At 52.8% G+C, this 19,975-nt stretch carries 16 protein-coding genes; 6 read left to right on the forward strand and 10 right to left on the reverse strand.

Annotated elements, in window-relative coordinates:
- Positions 1–319 precede the first annotated feature (319 nt).
- The 4 genes from DWW90_RS14895 to DWW90_RS14910 all read left to right on the forward strand — a co-directional run bounded on the left by DWW90_RS14895 (position 320) and on the right by DWW90_RS14910 (position 7,602).
- Positions 320–1,723 (forward strand): efflux transporter outer membrane subunit, encoded by a 1,404-nt coding sequence (locus tag DWW90_RS14895; RefSeq protein WP_122345527.1) that lies wholly within the window; start codon positions 320–322, stop codon positions 1,721–1,723.
- A gap of 18 nt (positions 1,724–1,741) precedes the next feature.
- Positions 1,742–2,857, forward strand: coding sequence for an efflux RND transporter periplasmic adaptor subunit (locus DWW90_RS14900; RefSeq protein WP_122345528.1), 1,116 nt, complete (start codon positions 1,742–1,744; stop codon positions 2,855–2,857).
- Positions 2,858–2,863: 6 nt separating this feature from the next.
- Entirely contained in the window at positions 2,864–5,980 is a 3,117-nt protein-coding gene (locus tag DWW90_RS14905; RefSeq protein ID WP_122345529.1) for an efflux RND transporter permease subunit, read from the forward strand.
- A 155-nt stretch (positions 5,981–6,135) separates the two neighbouring features.
- On the forward strand, positions 6,136–7,602 hold the full coding sequence (locus DWW90_RS14910; RefSeq protein ID WP_122345530.1) for a catalase: 1,467 nt from the start codon (positions 6,136–6,138) through the stop codon (positions 7,600–7,602).
- A gap of 90 nt (positions 7,603–7,692) precedes the next feature.
- On the opposite strand, the gene DWW90_RS14915 is transcribed toward DWW90_RS14910, so the two are convergent.
- The 10 genes from DWW90_RS14915 to DWW90_RS14960 all read right to left on the reverse strand — a co-directional run bounded on the left by DWW90_RS14915 (position 7,693) and on the right by DWW90_RS14960 (position 18,688).
- On the reverse strand, positions 7,693–8,430 hold the full coding sequence (locus DWW90_RS14915) for a tyrosine-protein phosphatase (RefSeq protein ID WP_122345531.1): 738 nt from the start codon (positions 8,428–8,430) through the stop codon (positions 7,693–7,695).
- A gap of 2 nt (positions 8,431–8,432) precedes the next feature.
- On the reverse strand, positions 8,433–10,793 hold the full coding sequence (locus tag DWW90_RS14920; RefSeq protein ID WP_122345532.1) for a polysaccharide biosynthesis tyrosine autokinase: 2,361 nt from the start codon (positions 10,791–10,793) through the stop codon (positions 8,433–8,435).
- A 12-nt stretch (positions 10,794–10,805) separates the two neighbouring features.
- Positions 10,806–11,606: a polysaccharide biosynthesis/export family protein gene (locus tag DWW90_RS14925; RefSeq protein ID WP_122345541.1), complete on the reverse strand. Its 801-nt coding sequence runs from the start codon at positions 11,604–11,606 to the stop codon at positions 10,806–10,808.
- Positions 11,607–11,622: 16 nt separating this feature from the next.
- Positions 11,623–12,855: a TonB-dependent receptor gene (locus DWW90_RS14930; RefSeq protein ID WP_122345533.1), complete on the reverse strand. Its 1,233-nt coding sequence runs from the start codon at positions 12,853–12,855 to the stop codon at positions 11,623–11,625.
- Positions 12,856–12,915: 60 nt separating this feature from the next.
- The gene (locus DWW90_RS14935; RefSeq protein ID WP_122345534.1) at positions 12,916–14,154 is read right to left on the reverse strand and encodes a YjbH domain-containing protein; all 1,239 of its coding nucleotides are present in this window, start codon (positions 14,152–14,154) and stop codon (positions 12,916–12,918) included.
- Complete coding sequence (locus DWW90_RS14940) at positions 14,151–14,891, reverse strand: YjbH domain-containing protein (RefSeq protein WP_122345542.1); 741 nt, start codon at positions 14,889–14,891, stop codon at positions 14,151–14,153. Before DWW90_RS14940 ends, DWW90_RS14935 begins: the two co-directional genes overlap by 4 nt.
- A gap of 48 nt (positions 14,892–14,939) precedes the next feature.
- Positions 14,940–16,322: a DNA primase gene (locus tag DWW90_RS14945; protein ID WP_122345535.1), complete on the reverse strand. Its 1,383-nt coding sequence runs from the start codon at positions 16,320–16,322 to the stop codon at positions 14,940–14,942.
- Positions 16,319–17,665 carry a DnaB-like helicase C-terminal domain-containing protein gene (locus DWW90_RS14950; protein WP_122345543.1) on the reverse strand — a complete coding sequence of 449 codons (1,347 nt, stop codon included), beginning with the start codon at positions 17,663–17,665 and terminating at the stop codon, positions 16,319–16,321. The genes DWW90_RS14945 and DWW90_RS14950 overlap by 4 nt, the downstream gene beginning before the upstream one ends.
- Before the next feature lie 8 nt (positions 17,666–17,673).
- Positions 17,674–18,177: a winged helix-turn-helix transcriptional regulator gene (locus DWW90_RS14955; protein ID WP_122345536.1), complete on the reverse strand. Its 504-nt coding sequence runs from the start codon at positions 18,175–18,177 to the stop codon at positions 17,674–17,676.
- Positions 18,178–18,466: 289 nt separating this feature from the next.
- On the reverse strand, positions 18,467–18,688 hold the full coding sequence (locus DWW90_RS14960; RefSeq protein ID WP_122345537.1) for a DUF4248 domain-containing protein: 222 nt from the start codon (positions 18,686–18,688) through the stop codon (positions 18,467–18,469).
- Between the two features lie 216 nt (positions 18,689–18,904).
- Here DWW90_RS14960 and DWW90_RS14965 point away from each other — a divergent pair, with 216 nt between their 5' ends.
- Together DWW90_RS14965 and DWW90_RS14970 are read left to right on the forward strand one after the other, a co-directional pair.
- Positions 18,905–19,351, forward strand: coding sequence for an HU family DNA-binding protein (locus DWW90_RS14965; RefSeq protein ID WP_122345538.1), 447 nt, complete (start codon positions 18,905–18,907; stop codon positions 19,349–19,351).
- Positions 19,348–19,821 carry a glycoside hydrolase family 73 protein gene (locus DWW90_RS14970; protein ID WP_122345539.1) on the forward strand — a complete coding sequence of 158 codons (474 nt, stop codon included), beginning with the start codon at positions 19,348–19,350 and terminating at the stop codon, positions 19,819–19,821. Before DWW90_RS14965 ends, DWW90_RS14970 begins: the two co-directional genes overlap by 4 nt.
- The last annotated feature ends 154 nt before the right edge of the window (positions 19,822–19,975 follow it).

Below are 19,975 nucleotides of genomic sequence, written 5' to 3' on the forward strand. Positions count from 1 at the left end.
AAGGAATGAATGACCCGGCAGATAGAATGAACGATGCGGAATGTGTGCCCCCTCCATACCTACCCGCTATTCATGTCACAGCTGTAAAACAAAAGAAATCCAACTGTAACATAGAAGGAAGACAGTTGTGACATGCAAAGAATACAACCGTAACATGCAATAGAAGACCGGTGTTTACCCGTTATTGCTCACTACTTGCCAGTATTAAACGACCCGACAAGGAAGGAAGGGAGGCTAAAATAAACAGAAAGAAATAAAAAGAGACAAACAATTCTACCAGAAGTCTGTTCTTTAATGGCTAAATCTAAACAAAAAAGTTATGCACATACGTACATGGTGTTATGCTGTGCTCTCCCTAATTTTGCCTGTAATGGTACAGGCACAAGGGGAACACAAATACCTGGATCACGCATTGCCGGAGGCGTGGCAGGAAGACGACAGTAATTTCCAACAGACATTACCGGTAGACGACCAGTGGTGGAAGAACTTCAACGACCCCGTACTGGATTCGCTGATCGAAGTGGCCGTCCGGCAAAACTACTCCGTACTGATGGCGGCAGATCGCATTGCAATGGCTAAAGCAAATCTGCGCATCCAACAAGGCAGCTACTCGCCCACCCTCGGGCTTTCGGCAGGCTGGACCCGCCAGCAAACCAGCGGCAACACCGGCAGCCTGCCGCGAACAACAACCCAATACAGCGATGCCACCCTCTCGATGAATTGGGAGATCGACGTATTCGGCAGCATCCGTAACCGTGTAAAGGCACAGAAGGAAAACTTCGCCGCCTCGAAAGAGGACTATAATGCCGTGATGGTGTCCCTCTGTGCACAGGTAGCCTCCGCCTACATCAACCTGCGGGAACTGCAACAGGAAGTGGAGGTTGTGAAAAAGAACTGCCAATCACAACTTGCCGTCGTCAAGATCACGGAAAAACGGTATGAGACAGGGCTTGTCTCCAAGCTCGACGTAGCACAGGCCCTATCCGTCTACTACGACACGAAAGCCTCCCTTCCGATGCTGGAAGCCGGGATTATCCAATACACAAACGCATTAGGCGTATTGATGGGACTCTACCCTCAGGATGCCCGTAAGATCATGGAGACACAGAAACCGTTGCCGGAGTATGTCGAGATGGTCGGTATCGGCATTCCGGCCAACCTGCTGCTCCGCCGTCCGGATATCCGGTCAGCCGAACGGCTGGTGAATGCACAGGCTGCCTCCCTCGGAGCATCCAAATCCGATTGGTGGCCAAAGGTATTTGTAAACGGTTCGGTAGGGTTCGCATCGCACGATTTGGATAAACTGGCGAACCACAACAGCCTCACGTACGAGATCGCCCCATCTATCTCCTGGAGCTTCTTCCAGGGAGGCAAACTGGCACAGGCCACACGGCTTGCCAAAGCCCAACTCGACGAGTCGATCCGACAGTTCAACCAGGATGTGCTGACAGCCGTCCAGGAAGTAGACAATGCGATGAACACCTACAAAAACTCGATCCGGCAGATCGTCGCCCTCCGGGAAGTGGTCAACCAGGGAAAGCAAACCCTGGAACTCTCCCTCGACCTATACAAACAGGGATTGACTCCTTTCCAGAACGTACTGGACGCCCAACGCTCCCTCCTTTCCTACGAAAACGAGTTGACACAGGCGAAAGGATCTTCCCTCCTTAGCCTGATACAGCTTTATCAGGCGTTAGGGGGAGGTTGGGGAATTGAAAATTAAAAATTAAAAAATAAGAAGATGAAGACGTATTTTAGAATAGGGATTGTGGGGCTGGCGGTGGTGATGCTGGCAGGCTGCAAGGAGAAGAAACAGCAGACGGAAACGCCGGCGCCTTCGATCAGCGTGGCGATGCCGGTTGTAAAAGATATAACCTTGACGAAGGATTATCCGGGCTATCTGAGTTCGGACAGGATGGTCAACCTTGTTGCACGTGTAAACGGATACCTGCAATCGTCCGAGCTTGTGCCGGGAGCCAAAGTGAAGAAAGGCGACCTGATATTCGTGATCGAACCGGAGGTCTACCAGAATAATGTCACACAGGCGGAAGCCGCCCTCAACACGGCAAAAGCCCAGGTGGATTATGCCCGAAGCAACTACGAACGCATGAAAGAGGCCGCCAAAAGCGGTGCCGTCAGCCAGATACAGGTCTTGCAGGCACAATCGACAGCCGCCGAGATGGAAGCCTCCGTACGTAACGCCGAAGCCGCCCTGAAAACGGCCCGGACCAACCTGGGCTATTGCTTCATACGGGCTCCTTACGACGGACGCGTCACACGGGCAAGCTATGACGTAGGCAACTATATCAACGGAGCCGTCCAACCCGTCACACTGGCCACCTTATATAAAGACGACCTGATGTATGCCAACTTCAACATCGAAGACAACCAGTTCATGCGCATGAAGCTGATTGCCGCACAGAACGATCCCAGTATCAAGATGCCGACCCATGTCACCATACGCGCCGGACAGGACGGACGCCAGACCTACACCGGCACACTGGACTACCTCTCCCCCAATATCGACCTCTCGACCGGGACACTGAACGTCCGTGCCAACCTGAAGAACGAAGACGGCGAACTGAAGAGTGGTCTCTACGTCACCATCACACTGCCTTACAGCGAACAGAAAGATGCCATCCTGGTGCGCGACGCCTCCATCGGTACCGACCAGTTAGGGAAATTCCTGTATATCGTCAACGACTCGAACATCGTACGCTATCGCCACATCGAAGCCGGACAGTTGGTTAACGACACGCTCCGGCAGATCGTCAGCGGTATCCGTCCGGATGAACGCTATGTGACAACAGCCCTGCTGAAAGTAAGGGACGGTATGAGTATTAAGCCTATAAAATAAAAAGCTATGGTAAAATTCTTCATCAACAGACCCATATTCGCTACCGTCCTCGCCCTCATCCTGGTGGTAGCCGGATTGGTCACGCTACATATATTGCCGATCGCACAATATCCGGAGATCACACCGCCTACCGTACAAGTCTCGGCCGTCTATCCGGGTGCGGATGCGGAAACAGTCGCACAGACTGTCGGGCTGCCCATCGAACAGCAGGTGAACGGTGTGGACGGCATGCTGTACATGAGTTCCAATTCATCCAGCTCGGGAGCCTATTCGCTGACCATCACGTTTGCCGTCGGGACAGACATCGACATGGCAACCGTCATGGTGCAAAACCGTGTCAGCATCGCACAAAGCAGCTTGCCGGAGGCGGTGATCGTACAGGGCATCACGACTAAGAAACAATCGTCGAACATCGTCATGATGCTGACTTTAAGCTCCAAGAATCCCATCTACAACGGGCTTTACCTGAGCAACTACGCAAACCTCAACATGACCGACGAACTGACCCGCCTGCCGGGTGTAGGCTCTGTCAGTGTCATGGGTGCAGGCAGCTACAGCATGCGCGTCTGGCTCGACCCTGACGCCATGCGTATCCGGAACCTGACTCCCGATATGATCTTCCAGGCCATCTCGACACAGAACACACAGGTCTCCGCCGGCTATGTCGGGCAACCGATCGCCAAAGCGGACAACCCCTTCCAATACACGCTGACCGTAAAAGGACGCCTCACGACACCGGAAGAGTTCGGCAACATCATCCTCCGCACCGAAGAGGGTGGCAAGATCCTACGGCTGAAAGACGTCGCCCACATCGAACTGGGCAGCTCTTCCTACAATGTCACCTCCAGCCTGAAAGGCCATTCGAGTGCAGCCATCGCCATCTACCAGCTACCCGGCTCCAACTCGCTCGAAGTGGCCAAAGGGGTGCGCGACAAGATGAAACAGCTGGCCGCCAACCTGCCGGAGGACGTCACCTATGATGTAACCTTGGACACGACACAGGTCATCAACGCTTCCATCGACGAGGTGCTCGTCACCTTCCTCGAAACGACCGCGCTTGTGATTCTCGTGATCTTCCTTTTCCTGCAAAACTTCCGGGCGGTCATCATCCCCTGTATCACCATTCCCGTCTCCCTGATCGGAACGTTGGCGGTGATGTCTGCATTGGGATTTTCGATCAATACGCTGACACTGTTCGGGCTGATCCTTGCAATAGCGATTGTGGTGGACGACGCGATCGTGGTGGTGGAAAACTCATCGCGCCTGATGGACACGGGTAAATACACCGCACGCGAGGCGGTAACGGAGGCCATGGGGGAAATCGTCGGCCCGATTGTCGGTGTCGTGTTAGTTCTGCTGGCGGTGTTTATCCCGACCACTTTCATTGGCGGCATCTCCGGACAGCTGTACAAACAATTCGCACTGACCATTGCAGCAGCCACCGTCCTGAGTGGATTCAACTCGCTGACGCTTACGCCCGCCCTCTGCGCCCTGTTCCTGCAAGCCAACAAAGAGCCGAAGTTCTTTGTGTTCAAAGCATTCAACAAGGTTTTCGGCAAGACGCAGAGTCTCTATGACGACATTGTCGGCCGTATGCTGAAACATCCGGTTGTCACCATGTTAGTGTTCGGTGTCATAACCGCCGTGGCTATCGTCATGTTTATGCGCTGGCCGACCACCTTCATCCCTGAAGAGGACGACGGCTACTTCCTTGTATCCGCCCAGCTCCCTCCGGCTGCCAGCCTGAACCGTACGGAAGCGGTCGGAAAAAAGATAGACAAGATACTCAACAGCTACCCGGAGGTCAAGACCTATATCGGGGTAAACGGTTTCTCCATTATGGGCGGCGGCGAACTCTCCAATGCCGGTACCTATTTTGTGATCCTGAAGAACTGGGACGAGCGGAAAGGCAAGGCGCATACAGCCTCGGCCGTCGTCAACCGCTTCAACCGCGAAGCCTATGGTATCGAGGAAGCCCAGATATTCGCAATGGTTCCCCCTGCCATCCCCGGATTAGGTGCTTCGGGTGGTTTGCAGCTGCAATTGGAAGACCGTAAGAACCTCGGTCCGACAGAGATGCAACATGCCATCGAGACCCTCCAGCAGATCTACCGCAGCAAGCCGCAGTTGCTCAGCCTCTCGAGCATGTACCAGGCGAACGTCCCTCAGTATAAACTGGAGATCGACCGCGACAAGGTGCAGCTGTCAGGACTCCAACTCAACCAAGTATTCTCCACGTTGAGCTACTACATGGGAGCCGCCTACGTCAACGACTTCGTTGAGTTCGGACGCATCTACCAGGTCAAGATCGAGGCTAACGGAGAGGCACAGAAGGTCATAGACGATGTCATGCACCTGAGCCTCGAGAACAATGCGGGAAAAATGGTTCCCTTCTCTGCTTTCACCGAAGTGAAAGACCAGTTGGGGCTGGACCAGATCAACCTCTATAATATGTATAAGTCCGCGTCCATCACCTGCATCGCCAACCCGGAATACAGCTCCGGTGAAGCGATACAGGCCATGGAAGAGCTGGTACAGGAACAGTTGGGTGATAATTTCGGATACGAATGGACCTCCGTCGCCTACCAGGAGACGAAAGCCGGTTCTACGACGATGCTCGTCTTTGCCATGGCGCTGTTGGTCGCCTTCCTGGTCCTTTCCGCCCAGTATGAAAGCTGGACAAGCCCGATTGCCGCCATTTTAGGACTGCCGATCGCCCTGTTGGGTGCGATCCTGGGCTGTTTCGTGATGGGTGTCCCGGTCAGTATCTATACGCAGATCGGTATCATCCTCCTGATCGCCCTCTCGGCCAAGAACGGTATCCTGATCGTCGAGTTCGCCCGCGACTACCATAAAGCCGGCAATCCGATACGTGAATCGGCCCTCGAAGCCGGCCACGTCCGCCTGCGCCCGATCCTGATGACCTCATTCGCCTTCGTGCTGGGTGTCATGCCTCTGCTATTCGCTACGGGAGCCGGAGCGGGAAGCCGCCTGTCATTAGGTGCAGCCGTCGTATTCGGTATGGCGGTCAACACCATTTTTGCAACGATGTTCATCCCGAGCTTCTATGAGCTGATGCAAGATTTCCAGGAAAAGGTGCTGGACAGGTTCAGCCGGAAATAAAAAAAGTCTATCCAGGTATTGAAATTACCTATTTGACAAGTGTTTAAGAACATCTTACTTTTACACCACAGTCAAAAACAATATCTGTAGACAGGCAGTTTTATTTTAAAGGATAAAGTGAAGCTGAAAGAATACGGACTAATAAAAAAATCAGTATGAATGACAAGAAACTAACTGCTGCCAACGGGCGTCCCGTGGCAGACAATCAGAACACGCAGACAGTAGGTCCGCGCGGCCAGGTCTTATTGCAAGATCCCTGGCTGATCGAAAAACTCGCACACTTCGACCGGGAAGTAATCCCCGAACGCCGTATGCATGCCAAAGGTTCGGGTGCGTACGGCACTTTTACCGTCACACACGATATCACCCGCTACACGAAAGCCGCCATCTTCAGCGAGGTAGGCAAGAAGACAGACTGCTTTGTCCGCTTCTCGACCGTAGCCGGAGAACGTGGAGCTGCCGACGCCGAGCGTGACATACGCGGCTTCGCCATGAAGTTCTATACGGAAGAGGGCAACTGGGACTTGGTGGGAAACAACACGCCGGTATTCTTCCTGCGCGATCCGTTGAAGTTCCCCGACCTTAACCACGCCATCAAACGTGATCCGAAGACGAACATGCGCAGTGCCAACAACAACTGGGACTTCTGGACACTGCTTCCCGAAGCGTTGCACCAGATCACTATCACCATGAGCCCGCGCGGCATCCCTTATTCCTACCGCCACATGCATGGATTCGGGAGCCATACGTACAGCTTCATCAATGCCGACAACGAACGTATCTGGGTGAAGTTCCACCTAAGAACCATGCAGGGCATCAAGAACCTGACCGACCAGGAAGCGGAGGCGATCATTGCCAAAGACCGCGAGTCTCACCAGCGCGACCTGTTCGAAAGCATCGAGAAAGGTGACTTCCCGAAATGGAAATTCCAAATCCAGCTGATGACGACCGAGCAGGCGGACAACTACCGTATCAACCCCTTCGACCTGACAAAGGTCTGGCCGCACGGAGACTTCCCGCTGCAGGACGTAGGTATCCTCGAGTTGAACCGTAACCCGGAAAACTACTTCGCCGAAGTGGAACAAGCCGCTTTCAACCCGATCAACATCGTCGACGGCATCGGCTTCTCGCCCGACAAGATGCTCCAGGGACGCCTTTTCTCCTACGGTGACGCACAACGTTACCGCTTGGGCGTAAACTCCGAACAAATCCCGGTAAACAAGCCGCGCTGCCCGTTCCACGCCTATCACCGCGACGGAGCCATGCGTGTAGACGGCAACTACGGGGCAACCAAAGGATACGAACCCAACAGCTACGGCGAATGGAAGGACTCTCCCGAGAACAAGGAACCGCCCTACCCCGCCAACGGCGCCATCTACAACTACAACGAACGTGAATACGATGACGACTACTACAGCCAGCCCGGCGACCTGTTCCGCCTGATGCCTGCCGACGAACAACAGCTGTTGTTCGAGAACACGGCCCGCCAGATAGGAGGAGCCGAACTGTTCATCCAACAACGTCACGTCCGCAACTGCTACAAAGCCGACCCCGCCTACGGCAAAGGTGTTGCCGACGCCTTAGGGATCAGCCTGGAAGACGCGTTGAAAGAGACGCGCTGACAGTAGCCATTTGAGTCAAACAGAAAGGGGAACCTCACGGCCCCCCTTTCCCAAAACTCACTATTAAAACCTTGCTTAAAAAAGCAAAGATTACTTATGAAAAAAAATTACGTCATTATTTTTCAGTAATATCCTTAACGCTTCCTGTTCGGAGCCGGAGAGAGACAGATGCGCCAATCCCCGCTGATACTTTTCCAGATTATGAAAATCGGAACCGGCAAAATCATAGAAGCCGTTCTTCAACAGATAGCGGGACTTATCAAGAGCCTGCTTCCCATAGAAACCTGCCAGTGACAGGATATTCAACTGGAACTTATACCCGCGCTCTTTCAGCGATACGTACTTCTCGTGCTCCATATAGATATACCGTTCAGGATGTGCGATAAGAGGCGTATATCCGCTCACAGTCAAGTCATACAACATCCCGTCCAACTCCGGGGGAGCCGACAGGTAAGAAGTCTCGACCAGCACCAGCCTCTCGTCACCCATCGTTAGATACCCGTCTTTCTGATGGGAAGCAAACCCCGCATCCAGCATATACTCCGCCGCCAACTTCACCTGAATGCCCGGAGGAAGCATCTCCTGCAACATTGCGAACTTTTCCGACAGGAAAGAGCGGTTGTTCATGGGCAGATCTTCCATCACATGGGGAGTCAGGTAAAAAGAAGCCACTCCCATATCGGACAAGGCGCGAAAAGCGGCCATCGCCTCCTCTTCCGTCTGTACACCGTCGTCCACACCGGGAAGAAGATGGCAGTGCACATCCGCCATCCCTTCCAATAATCCGGTCTGAAGGATATTTTTCTTCCGGCTAAAAAATGAAAACATTCCTATTCCTTATTCCCGTAGCCGTAACCATATCCATACCCGTAACCATAGCCATATCCGTAACCGGTACGTTTATAATTGACACCGTTCAATATGACACACAGGTTACGCAGTTTCTCCTGCCTGTACATGCGCTCCAGATCCGGCAACTGGCGGCGGTCGAACAAGCCGGCGCGAATCACATAGATCGTCAGGTCTGCTACCCGGTTGACAATAGCCGCATCCGCCACTACCCCGCTCGGCACGTTATCCAGAAGCACATAGTCGTACCGTTCCTTCAGCCCGGCTATAAGCGTTTCCAGACGGTCGCTCAACAACAGTTCTGCCGGATTGGGCGGTACGGGACCCGTATGGATAACATCTAAATTTTCATGGATTTCATTTTTCGAGATAATCTCATCCACATCCGTCACCTTGCCCGAAAGGAAATTCGTCACTCCTTTACCCGAACCAGCCGTATGCGCAGTCAGGGTTCCTTTCCGGATATCCAGGTCGACCAACACCACTTTCTTCTTTGTCAGGGCAAAACTCATCGCCAGGTTCATCGAAACAAACGTCTTACCCGCACCCGGGTTGAAAGAGGTGAACATCACCACCTTCAGGTCTTTTGCCTTCACACGCATGAAGTCCATATTTGTCCGGACAATACGGAAAGCCTCCGATACGGAGTCGCGTCCCCCTTCCCGGACCACAATCTCATTCTTATCCTTTTTCTCGCGTGACGGGATCTCGCCGAGGAACGGGATCGTCATACGGCCTTCCAGGTCTTTGCGCGTACGCACCTTCGTATCCATCGTTGCCCGTATCCAGAAGACGCCGGCCGGGATCATGCACCCTAATATCAGGGAAGCTAACATCACCATCATCGACTTCGGAGCCACCGGGTTCTTGCTTCCGGATGCCGGGTCGATGATACGCGCATTGCTCTCCGTGATCGCCTGCGAGAGCGCGTTTTCCTCCCGTTTATTCAATAAGTAGAGATAAAGTTCTTCCTTGATTTTCTGTTGCCGCTCGATCGACAGGACCTGCTTTTGCTGTCCCGGCACGGCCGAGATACGGCGAACGTTCTGTTCCTCCCTGCTACGGACATTCTTTATCTGGATGTTCAGGCTTACAATCAGGTTGTCCACCGAACGGACAATCGTCTGTTTCATCGCCTGTATCGAGCTGTTCAGGCTCATGACCACCGGGTTTCGGTTGCTGCTGCTGCTGACCAGGCGGTCCCGTTTCAACAGCAAGGCGTTGTACTCCCCTATCTGCGACTCGACGTTCGAATCCGATATGCCCGTATTGGCCGGTATCAATTCCGCCTCTTTCGACGGGTCGACCAGGTAGCTGCGGATATACCGGGCCAATGTCAGCTGGTTCTCCAGGCTCAATCCCTCGCGGCTGTATTCGCTGCTCTCCTTCAGGTACATGCCTGTTTCCGAAACGATATCCGTCAGTTGGTTTTCCCGTTTGAACGATTCGATATGCGAGTCCACGTTCCCCAACTCCTTTTCGATAATGATCAGACGGTCGTTAATGAAATCCGAGGTGTTGACCGTTATCTGGTTCTTATCGTTTATCACATCTTCGTTATAGATCGCGATCAAGGTATTGACAATATCTTCCGCCCGCTGGATCGATTCGTCCTGCAAAGTCAGGTTGATGATCGTCGCCGTCTTGCTGGCAAGCGCCACCTGCAATATCCGGTTGAAATGCAAGACCGTCTCGTCGAGGTCGCTTTTCGTCACCCGCACCGGCGTCCCGAAATACGCTGTCGTATAGAACAAGGTAGGCGTCACCACCACGCGGCCGACAGGCGTCTGCACCGTGTCGTTCAACGCTACCGTCATGGCATCCGAGACATCCACCGAATCCGCTTCAAAATCGGACAAAGCCACCTTGCTTTCATCTATCGCCGTCGCCACCAACCGGAACTGCTGGTTCGGCTCCGCATCCGGAAACTCCAGATGGACCGGGCTTTGCGTATATAGTTCCGTAGTTCTCAATCCCCTTTTCTGCGTATAGCTGATATCCAACTTCAAGCGTTTAACGACATTCTGCATCAGTTGCCTCGACTGGAACACAAGTACCTCGTTATCCACGCTGCTTTTCATGCTAAACATTCCCAGGTCCGAAAAAGCCGATGCCTCACTCATTGCCCCCGATCCCTTCGTGTCGTCTTTAATCAGGACCGATGCGGTACGTGTGTACTGTTTGGGGGCCCATTGCAAATAGACAAAAGCGGCCGACATACAGACCACTACCGACAAAGCAAACCAATACCAGTTGGCCCGTACGATCTGAATGATATCTCCCAGGTTCAGCTCGTTCTCTTCCTGCTGCTGTAAGTTTTCTAATTCCTGATTAGGTTCCATGCAATTCTTTTGTTATTTAGAGAGTGTTACAATCAATGAGATTACCGACGCCAGGACCGATATACCGGACAGCCATACGCCGACCGAATTATTCTGGTTAATGCCGCTCTGTCCCGCTTTCGCCTTATTGGGCTCTACATACACGATATCGTTCTGCTGCAAGTAATAGCAAGGCGATTTAAAGAGATCGGCCGAACGGAGGTCATGGTAGAGGATCGTCCGCTTCCCGTCTTTCTCGCGTATCACCGCCACCCGGTCACGTTTACCGTAGATGGTCAGGTCGCCCGCCATACTGAGCGCTTCCAACAGCGTGATGCGGTCTCCCGAAATATTGAAACTTCCCGGACGCGCCACTTCCCCCATCACCGATATCTTATAGTTCAGGAACTGCACCGTGACGATCGGGTCCTTGATCAGGTCGCCTTCAATCAGTTTCTCCTTGATCTGGTCGGTCAGCTGCATACGCGTAAGCCCTTCGACATGCATCTTTCCGAGGATCGGGAAATCGATATCCCCGTTCGCATCCACCAGATAGCCCAACACACGCTGCTGCCCGTTCATGACGCCCCCCGTCGTGCCCAACTGGTAAGTCACCATCGGCATGTTAAACGGCAAAGCCAACTCCGGCTCCTTACAATTCACCATGATCGACAACAAGTCGTCGCTATGGATAATCACCTTGTACTTTTGCTCGATCTCCTGCTGTTTGTACGGTTCCACATCCTGCAGGTACAAGACTTCCTTCGGAGAAGTACAGGCGGTAAACAATACCGCCATGTACATCATTATCAACTTCAGATACTTCATCATCATTGAGGAATTAATCCGGTTATTTGCCTGTGCCACCGGAATGGTCCGTATGGCTTGAACCATACTGATAAGTTATCTGTGTAGCCACTCCGCTGTAAGTTTTAACCGGGACGCTGAAGCTTACCGGCTTGCCCTGGTACATGAAGTTGAATGTTCCGGTTGTCTGCCGTACAGAGGCGGAGAGTTTTACGGTCATCTTCGTATCGCCGCTCACCTTGGCTGTCCCCATTGAAACAGTCGATTCGCTAATTCCGGCAGAAGCCCCCTTCGTCGAAGCGATAGCACTGTTGATAGAGGCAACTAAGCTTTCGATATCGGCGGATGTCAGGGCGGGGAACTGTGCTTTCAGCAATGCGCTCAAGTCGCCGTCGATGGTCCATCCCATTTTCTGTTTAGCCTTGATCTCGCCATCCTTTGCAGACATATTGCCTAAGTTGTCGATTGTCACCTCACCCAAATCTTCCGAAGAGGAACCCTTCGAAGCTGCCGTATAAGACGGGCCGAACGAGTGGTTGGAGAAGCTGGTCAACTCTGTTACGTAAGCATTGGCAGACGCGTCATAGGCTGCATCGCCGCTTTTTGTCCAGGAGCCGCTCTTTTCCACATAATGGACTACATCGGCAAAATAGATCGTGCTGCTGGTCTGGTTCTTAACGGAAACCTTTACCGGCTTTTCAAAAGTCAGGCCGTCGGGCTGGCAATTGATCGTAGACAAACTTGCATGTGTAGCCTCTTTCTGGGCGCCGGCAACATATTCGGTCACCGTGATATCCGTCGCCGTTTTAACAGCTCCCGCCGGAATATCCAAGGAGGCTGCGCTCTCTTCGCCACCCGAGACGGTCGCTTCCTTGTCCGGTTCCACCGTTACAGGTGCATTCGCCTTTGTCAATTCCTGAAGAACAGCCACACTACTGCGCTTGGCAGCATCGGATGCAATTGTCGCATTGGCCGATACGGAGATATAACCGTCTTTGGCAAACGCTACCGAATAGTCGCCCTTCTTCGTTACTTCCAGCTGGAAAGTACCGTCGGCAGCCGTCGTCGCTTCAGAGCCTCCGGCACTGACCTTCACTCCTTCGAGGGCAGCCGTGCCCTGGCTCACTTTGCCGATAATATAGTACACCTCGGCATCTAACGGATTCTCCACTACATCCGGTTTCGGATCATCTTTACTACAGGAGATCATCCCCATACTCATTGTAGCCAGCAGGCTTATAGCCAGTCCAGCCACTAACAAACTTTTCTTTCTCATACTTGAAAAATTAATGTGAATAAAAAAATATATTTAAAACTCGATTCATTTTCGAAGTCATCACCGGACACCCTGTTTCATCAGGTTGTCCCGGATAAAGGAAGGATCATAGTAAGCCCGGCTATGGTTGGCATCCGGACGGGTTTCGAAAGTACGTCCCAGACGGCGCGCAGCATACTCATTGCCGCTCTGCGCTTCATACTCCCAGTCGAAATACTCCGGCAGGCGCACACGTACGGCACGCCGCTTGCTCCTCTTCCCGCGCGGTAGCGGGATGGCAAAATTGAAGCCTCCGTTGGCAAGCCCTCCGGCGCACATCGCATAAAGCCCGACCGAGACTTCGCCGAAGTGACGGACACAGTCCAGCCGTACCCCGTAGTCGCCATAAACAAAACGCATGGCACGCAAATCGAACTCCAGGTTGTAATACGGCTCATGATAACTAACCAACGCCGAACCGTTCAGACGCCGCCATTGCGTGACCTCCCATTTTCCCCCGTAAAAGGTAGACGAGCCTGTCAGGCCGGCATCCACCCCGAACGCCCAACGGCCGCTATTCATCCGGTACAATAGCGAAACTTCCGCCCCGATACGATTGCCGTTGAAGTTTCCGGCGTTAAGGGTGGCAAACAAATTATGCGGGAAACGCAATTCCTGCCTGAAAACCAACATTCCCGGACGGATATAATCCATCTCTCCTTTCATATTATTCCAGATCGGGAAAATGACTTGTCCCGTAAAGGAAGCCCCTTTCCAAAGCCCCACCTCGACAGCAGGCGACAGGTTGACAACCGTCCCGTAGAGCTTATCCAACCAGGAATTGTTCAGCACGACTTCGGGATAGACCACCAGGTCCACCTTGCCCGCCGAACGGTTCAACGCCTTGACAGCCTCCAGCTGACGCATATCTTCATCCGTATCGTAGCCGATCTGCAAGCTGCCGACCAGCTGCTCCCAGCTCCATGCCCCCGTTCGGTATCCGGCAACCGCCTCCTCCGGTATCCGGACGGCTATCTGCGGTACACGGTCTTCGAGTACGACCAGGTGTATGGCCCCTGCCGCCGTCCCCTCGTCCAGCAACATGCCGATGACGGCTCCCAATCCCCTGTATGTCCCCCGGTAGACATTATCTTCATAGGCAATGCGGAGGATATCCCCCGTCTCTTTCACCCGTACGTCTTCCATCCCCATCCGAACGAGCCTGTCGGCTGTAACTCCGGCCTCGGGAAAAGTGGTTGCGTCCATCCTGCCGGCAAGCAACATGAACAAAGCACAAAACAGATACTTCCAATTCATCATCTATCCCCTCTCTTTCCGATTAACCGGAATTCATACCGTATCCCTCCGCAGACCGCCTTAAAGTCATAGCAAAAAGCGTAGAGAGATAAATGGCCGAACAGCCGGGCTGCCATACCGACATTCACCGCATCCGTCGTATCATATTCCGCCATCAGGCAGACAGGCGTTAGGAATGCGGGACGGTAGCTGATACCCCCGAATATCCCCTGTTTATAGCTATTCTTGCGGAAAGGGATATTCCCCCCGAAAGTAAACCCGATATCATGTCCGGACACTGCCAAATGCTTCGTCGCCACTCCATATACGGAAGAAAAAAAACGATTTCCCTTTGCCTCACTGAACATATTCAGCTCGTAGGTCGTAAACGCATCACTCGACCCGATCACCACCGACGGCCACCACCGGTCCTCTTTCAGCGGGCGAAGACGCACCGACACCGAACGGTCTTGCTGCCATTTATTCCCCGCCTTAAACTCGTCGTGCACCAATGTACACCGGTAGGCAACCTCGAAAAAAGGCAGGAACGTCATATTCACAAAATAATTACCCGTATTCGACTTCCATGCCTCCGGCATCAACTGCCTGGGAAGGAAGTTTCCCCCCGCCATGAAAGTACCGTCTTGCTGCATATCCGCAGACGGAGTGTTCAATAAGCCGGTCGTCCCCATCGAATACTGCCCCCATACAGGCAATGCCAACAACCAGCCGCAAACCACCCCCAACAATCTCCCCTTCATCCGTTTTTTATGTATTTTTTTAACTTTCAACTCTCAACTTTCAACTATTCACCCCCTTCTGTGTAACGCCAACGAAGCATCACGCAGCTCCAAGCGATAGCGTTGCAAGGAATCGATGCAAGCGGCACGGGCGTCCTCGTCGGCAGTCCGGGCCAGGCGGCGGCATTCGTTCCGGACATCCGTCTCCAGGCATATTTCCCGGTAGCAGAGATGCAGGTAACGGATCAGTTCGCCCTGCCGGACCGGTTCCGTATGGGAGAGCTCCGTATGCTGCTCGTACAACTTGTCCAGCTCCGGGAAACAGCCGGTGAACGACTGCCTATCTTCCGGTAGCGACATCTCCGGTATCTCTTCCGGGCCGTACCCCTCCGCGACGCTCTCCGGCCAACGCCGGCAAGCCGCCGACAAAAGCTCCCCGACCCTCGACCGGGCAGGCGGTATCATCGCCTTCCGTACCCAGGCGGCAAACGCCTCGCGTCCCATCCGGCGGAACATCTCGTCGGGGTCTTTTCCCCCTTCCGGGACCAGGTTCACGACCTGCAAACCGGATTTCCGGAGCAGGGAGACCAACTTACCCGCCGTCTCGCGCCCCGCCCGATCGGCATCCAACAACAGGAAAACCGTATCCGCCGCCCCACGTATCAGGGACAGATGCACTTCGGAAAGATTCACCCCGCACAGGGCGACTGTCCGGCTGAAACCCGCGGCATGCATCGCCAAAGCATCCTTATAGCCCTCGGTGATAAAAACCTGCCCGCTTTCGCGTATAGCCGCCTCCGCCTCATGCCAGGCATAAAGCAGGTGATCTTTTTTATAAATCGAACTGGTTTTGCTGTTCATGTATTTGCGTTGCTTCAGCACTTCGGGGTCCGTACCCAGATAGCGTGCGGCAAAGGCGACAAGCTGCCCGGCGCCGTCCCGTATCGGGAACACAAGGCGTCCCTCGGTGAACCGGTACAAAGCAGGAGTAGCGGTATCCGCCCCCATCCGTACCCCGAACCGCTCATACGTCTCCCTCAACTCCCCGCACCCCGGGTCATAGGGAAGCAAAGTCTTCCAAAAACGCTCGTTGCCGGAGACCGTCGGCGCTTCGTCCTGCAGGTCCTTTTTCTTCGTTTCCGGTTGCCGTACCTCCGGCTCCCGGGGAATATAACCGGTATGGCAGAGGTCCGCACAAATCCGGACAGCTTCCCCGAAACCGCATCCCTCGCGCTTTTGCACGAAGGTGAACGCATCGCCTCCCGCCCCGCAACTGAAACAATGGTAGAGCCCCTTTGCAGGGTTGACCTGCAAAGAGGGGTGTTTATCCTCATGGAACGGGCAAAGCCCCACGTAGCCCGCCCCCTGTTTCTGCAAGTGCAGGTAATGGCCGATCACCTGCACGATATCGATCCGTCCGCGTAGGGACGCTATGTCTATCGGATTATTCATCTACTTTCCATGTTTAATTTCCGGTCGGGATTCCAGAAATAGGTGAACGATTTATTGCGATACACATCAGCCACGCCACGCGCGCCGTTTCTTGTCTTCAGGACATACATCCGGATCAGGTGATGGGTACTCCGCCCTTCTGCGGTTTTCGGAATCCCGTACTCCTCCGGACGATGAAGGATGACCACATTGTCGGCCACCTGTTCGATCGCACCCGAATCGCGCAAATCGCTCAAAACCGGTAGATGTTCTTCCCGTTTGTGTACTTCACGGTTCAACTGCGAGACGACCAGTATGGCGCAATTCAACTCCGTCGCAATCTTTTTCAAGCCGCGGATGTAATTGTTCACCAGGCTTTCCATCGTCTCCCCCTTGCCCGGCTGGCCGACCATCTGGTGGAGGTAATCCACCAAGATCAAGTCACACTGCCCTTTGCGGTGCATCAACTGTGCCTGTGCACGCAACGATTCGAGGCTCGAAGAGGCCGGATTGATAAAATGATAGGGCAAGTCCTCCAATGTCCCGGCATATTTTTCCATCTTCTCCAAGTCTCGCGTCTGCAAGCCCCCGATACGCAGCAGCTCCGGTTCCACACCGGCATAACCGGCAAAAATGCGGTTCATCGTCTGCAACCCCGTCATCTCGTAGCTGAAATGGAGCACATGCCGGCCGGACAACGCGGCAGACATGGCCATAAACATCGCCAACGAGGTCTTTCCGTCACTCGTCAGACCGCCGAGCACCACGATTTCACCCATGTAGAATCCGCCCGTAATGCCGTCGAACTCATCGACCCCGCTCCGGATGCGGTGGGGATCGGTCTTATGTTCCATGCGGTTCCGCTGGATACCGATCGTTTCGGCCGCCAAGCGGGAGAGCGGCACCATCGGTTCATCCTCATTGCAGTCTTCCCGCAAACCGAGCAGCAGGTTCTCCGTCTCGCCTATCAGTTGCATATAATCCGTCTCGTACTGGTTGGCTTTCAGCTCTTGTTTCTTAAAGATTTTGTCCAGGCAGTCCAGCATAAAAAGGCGTTTGATTTCCCGTGCATACGAAACGGCGTTGAAGTCCAGGCGATACTTCGACATATCGCCCGACAAATACGACAATCCGCCCATCCGGGCACAACGGTCCATATCCGTTTTCTTCATTTCCGTTTCCACCAACATCATATCCGGCTGTTCTCCCCTCCCATACAAGGACAAAAACGCAGCATAGATAAACCCCAAGTTCACGTCCCGGAACATCTCCGGGCGAACTACCGCCATCACCTCCGTCAGCACTTCCCCATCCAGGAAGAGGGCGCACAGCAACGCACGCTCGACATTCATTTCTTCTTCCATGGCTTCTTTCAATCTAACAGGTCCGTACGCGGTTTCTGATCTCCAAAACGCCGTAACTCTTCCTCCTTCAGCTTCTCGGCCGAATGGTGATTCTTTCCCGGCGAATTTTGAGGAAAGGTTCCCGTTTCCGTCCCACGCATAAAGGCTTCGTATCCATTGACGTGAAAGCGGGAAGCATCACTCGCCCTGTCTATATCGACCAGACCGGCCTCTCGCAATTCCTGCACACAGCGTCTTAACGTGGAGGTACTCAAATCCAGCAATGCAGCCAGATCTTCATAAGTAGAGACGAACTCCCCGGTATCGCATACGTTCACTTTACCGTTTACGACAGACTTACCGTCCATAAAATTACTGCTGACAAACAAAACCATATGCACAAACCCGAGCCGGCGTTCACGCTGGTTGGCATCCAACATACGGTTGATAATCGCCCAGGGGAATTTAATATACCGCTTCCCTAAATAGCGGACTGCATCGACATCTTTGTCACGCAACTCACTGTCATTCATAGTACTTTTTTCTTTTGAACGAGAAATGACTTAATGTGCGCCTTGATATTCATATCGCACAGCGATATCCTGAACGAAGAATGGTTTTTCCCTACCATATATATATAATATAAATATATATTCTTTCTCCATTTTATCAAATCAAAGGCTAACAACTTAACATTTCCGGTTTATGATTAAAAATTCGATTTAACGCAAAGGCAATAGTCTACGGTTCCAAAAACAATTGTTTCCGTTTTCAAAAACAACTGTATTTAAATCTAAAAATAATTGTTTTCCCTTACCGAAACTATGGTTCACCCAGATAATCCACGATTAATTTTACTTGTACAGGCGTCAACAAGCGTTGTCCCTTAATCCAACCTTTTTCTTTCAGGCTTTCGGCTAAATTCTGGTTGTTCTTCACCCACATGGTTAACCTTTGCGTTGCAGCCCGGGGCGTAATCCCGGGAGCGTAGAGGATCGCTAATTCCTGCCATCCAAAACTCTTGATTTTAAAAATTCCGTCCATTTTTTCTATTAGTTATTTTGATTAATAATAACAGGACAAATATAAGGACGAAATACCATTAAAAGAAATTTTATCGACATAAAACGTAATATTATACGAAAATATATCATAGTTCGTATTCGATTAGATAAATTCATCAAAATCGACCTACTCCATGTCAGTATATTTGTAATATTATTTACAATAAGTCATTTATTTATTCTAAAAACAAACCTTATGGCGTTAAAGTATCGTATCGTCCTGAAAAGGGACATGAGCAAAGGTGCCGCAGCCGATGCCAAACTATTCTACGGCCAAGTCCGTTCGATAGAAAAAACCGAGTTCAAAAAATTGTGCGAACTGGTGTCGGGCTACTGCACGGCCAAAAAGGGCGAAGTCGAACTCGTCGTCGACGGCCTGATCAACATCATGAAAAACGAACTCGAAAGCGGCAACATCGTCCAGATGGGTGCATTCGGCAACTTCCGCATGCTTGCCGGCAGCCGCGGTTCGGCTACCCTGAGAAATTTCGATCCGTCGATGTTCAAAAAGGGCCGTATCGTTTTCACCCCCGGAGCCATCCTGCAAACCATCATCTCCAAACCGTCTTTCATGAAACTCGAACCGTTCGAAGATCCGGACGAAAACCCTAACGGCGGCGTAGAACGCCCGGGAATATTATGAAACAAGCAGACTTCATCACCTCTCTCCTTCCCCTTGCCCGAAAGGCGGGGGAAGCTTTCCGGATCAACCCGGTAGTCATCCTGGCACAGGCGGCTATCGAATCCGGCTGGGGACAGAGCGACCTGTCCACCTTGTACCGCAACTATTTCGGCATCACCGCCTACGGCAAGAAAAACGTCTGGTGGAAAGGCGAAAGTATCAGCTTGGGCCCCCACTCCCTCCGCTTCCGTGTCTACGACACACCCGGAGACTCCCTCATGGACTACGCCCGTCTGATCCGCCACGCCTATCCCTCGGCCGCCGATGCCAGCAACGACCCGCCGACCTTCGCCCGCATAATCTCCTGCAGCAAATACATCAGCGAAGTCAACGGCGACAACCGCACCGCCTACCGTCAGGCGCTGGTCAAGATATGTAGGCAGGTTGGGAAGATAGCGCCCAATGACAGTGTCGTAGCGTCGTTGTCTTAGGGCTGTAAGCCCGGCAGATCTCAGCCCAAGGCGTGAGCCTTGGGTTTAGGGAATGACTTCCTTCTCTCTTCTTAGCCCTGTAAGGGCGACACCGTTAACGACCTGTGTCACAAGGTATCGCCCTTACAGATACTATGATAAAAAGCAAACAAAA

Source organism: Parabacteroides sp. AF17-28 (genome assembly GCF_003479205.1).
Lineage (GTDB): Bacteria > Bacteroidota > Bacteroidia > Bacteroidales > Tannerellaceae > Parabacteroides > Parabacteroides acidifaciens.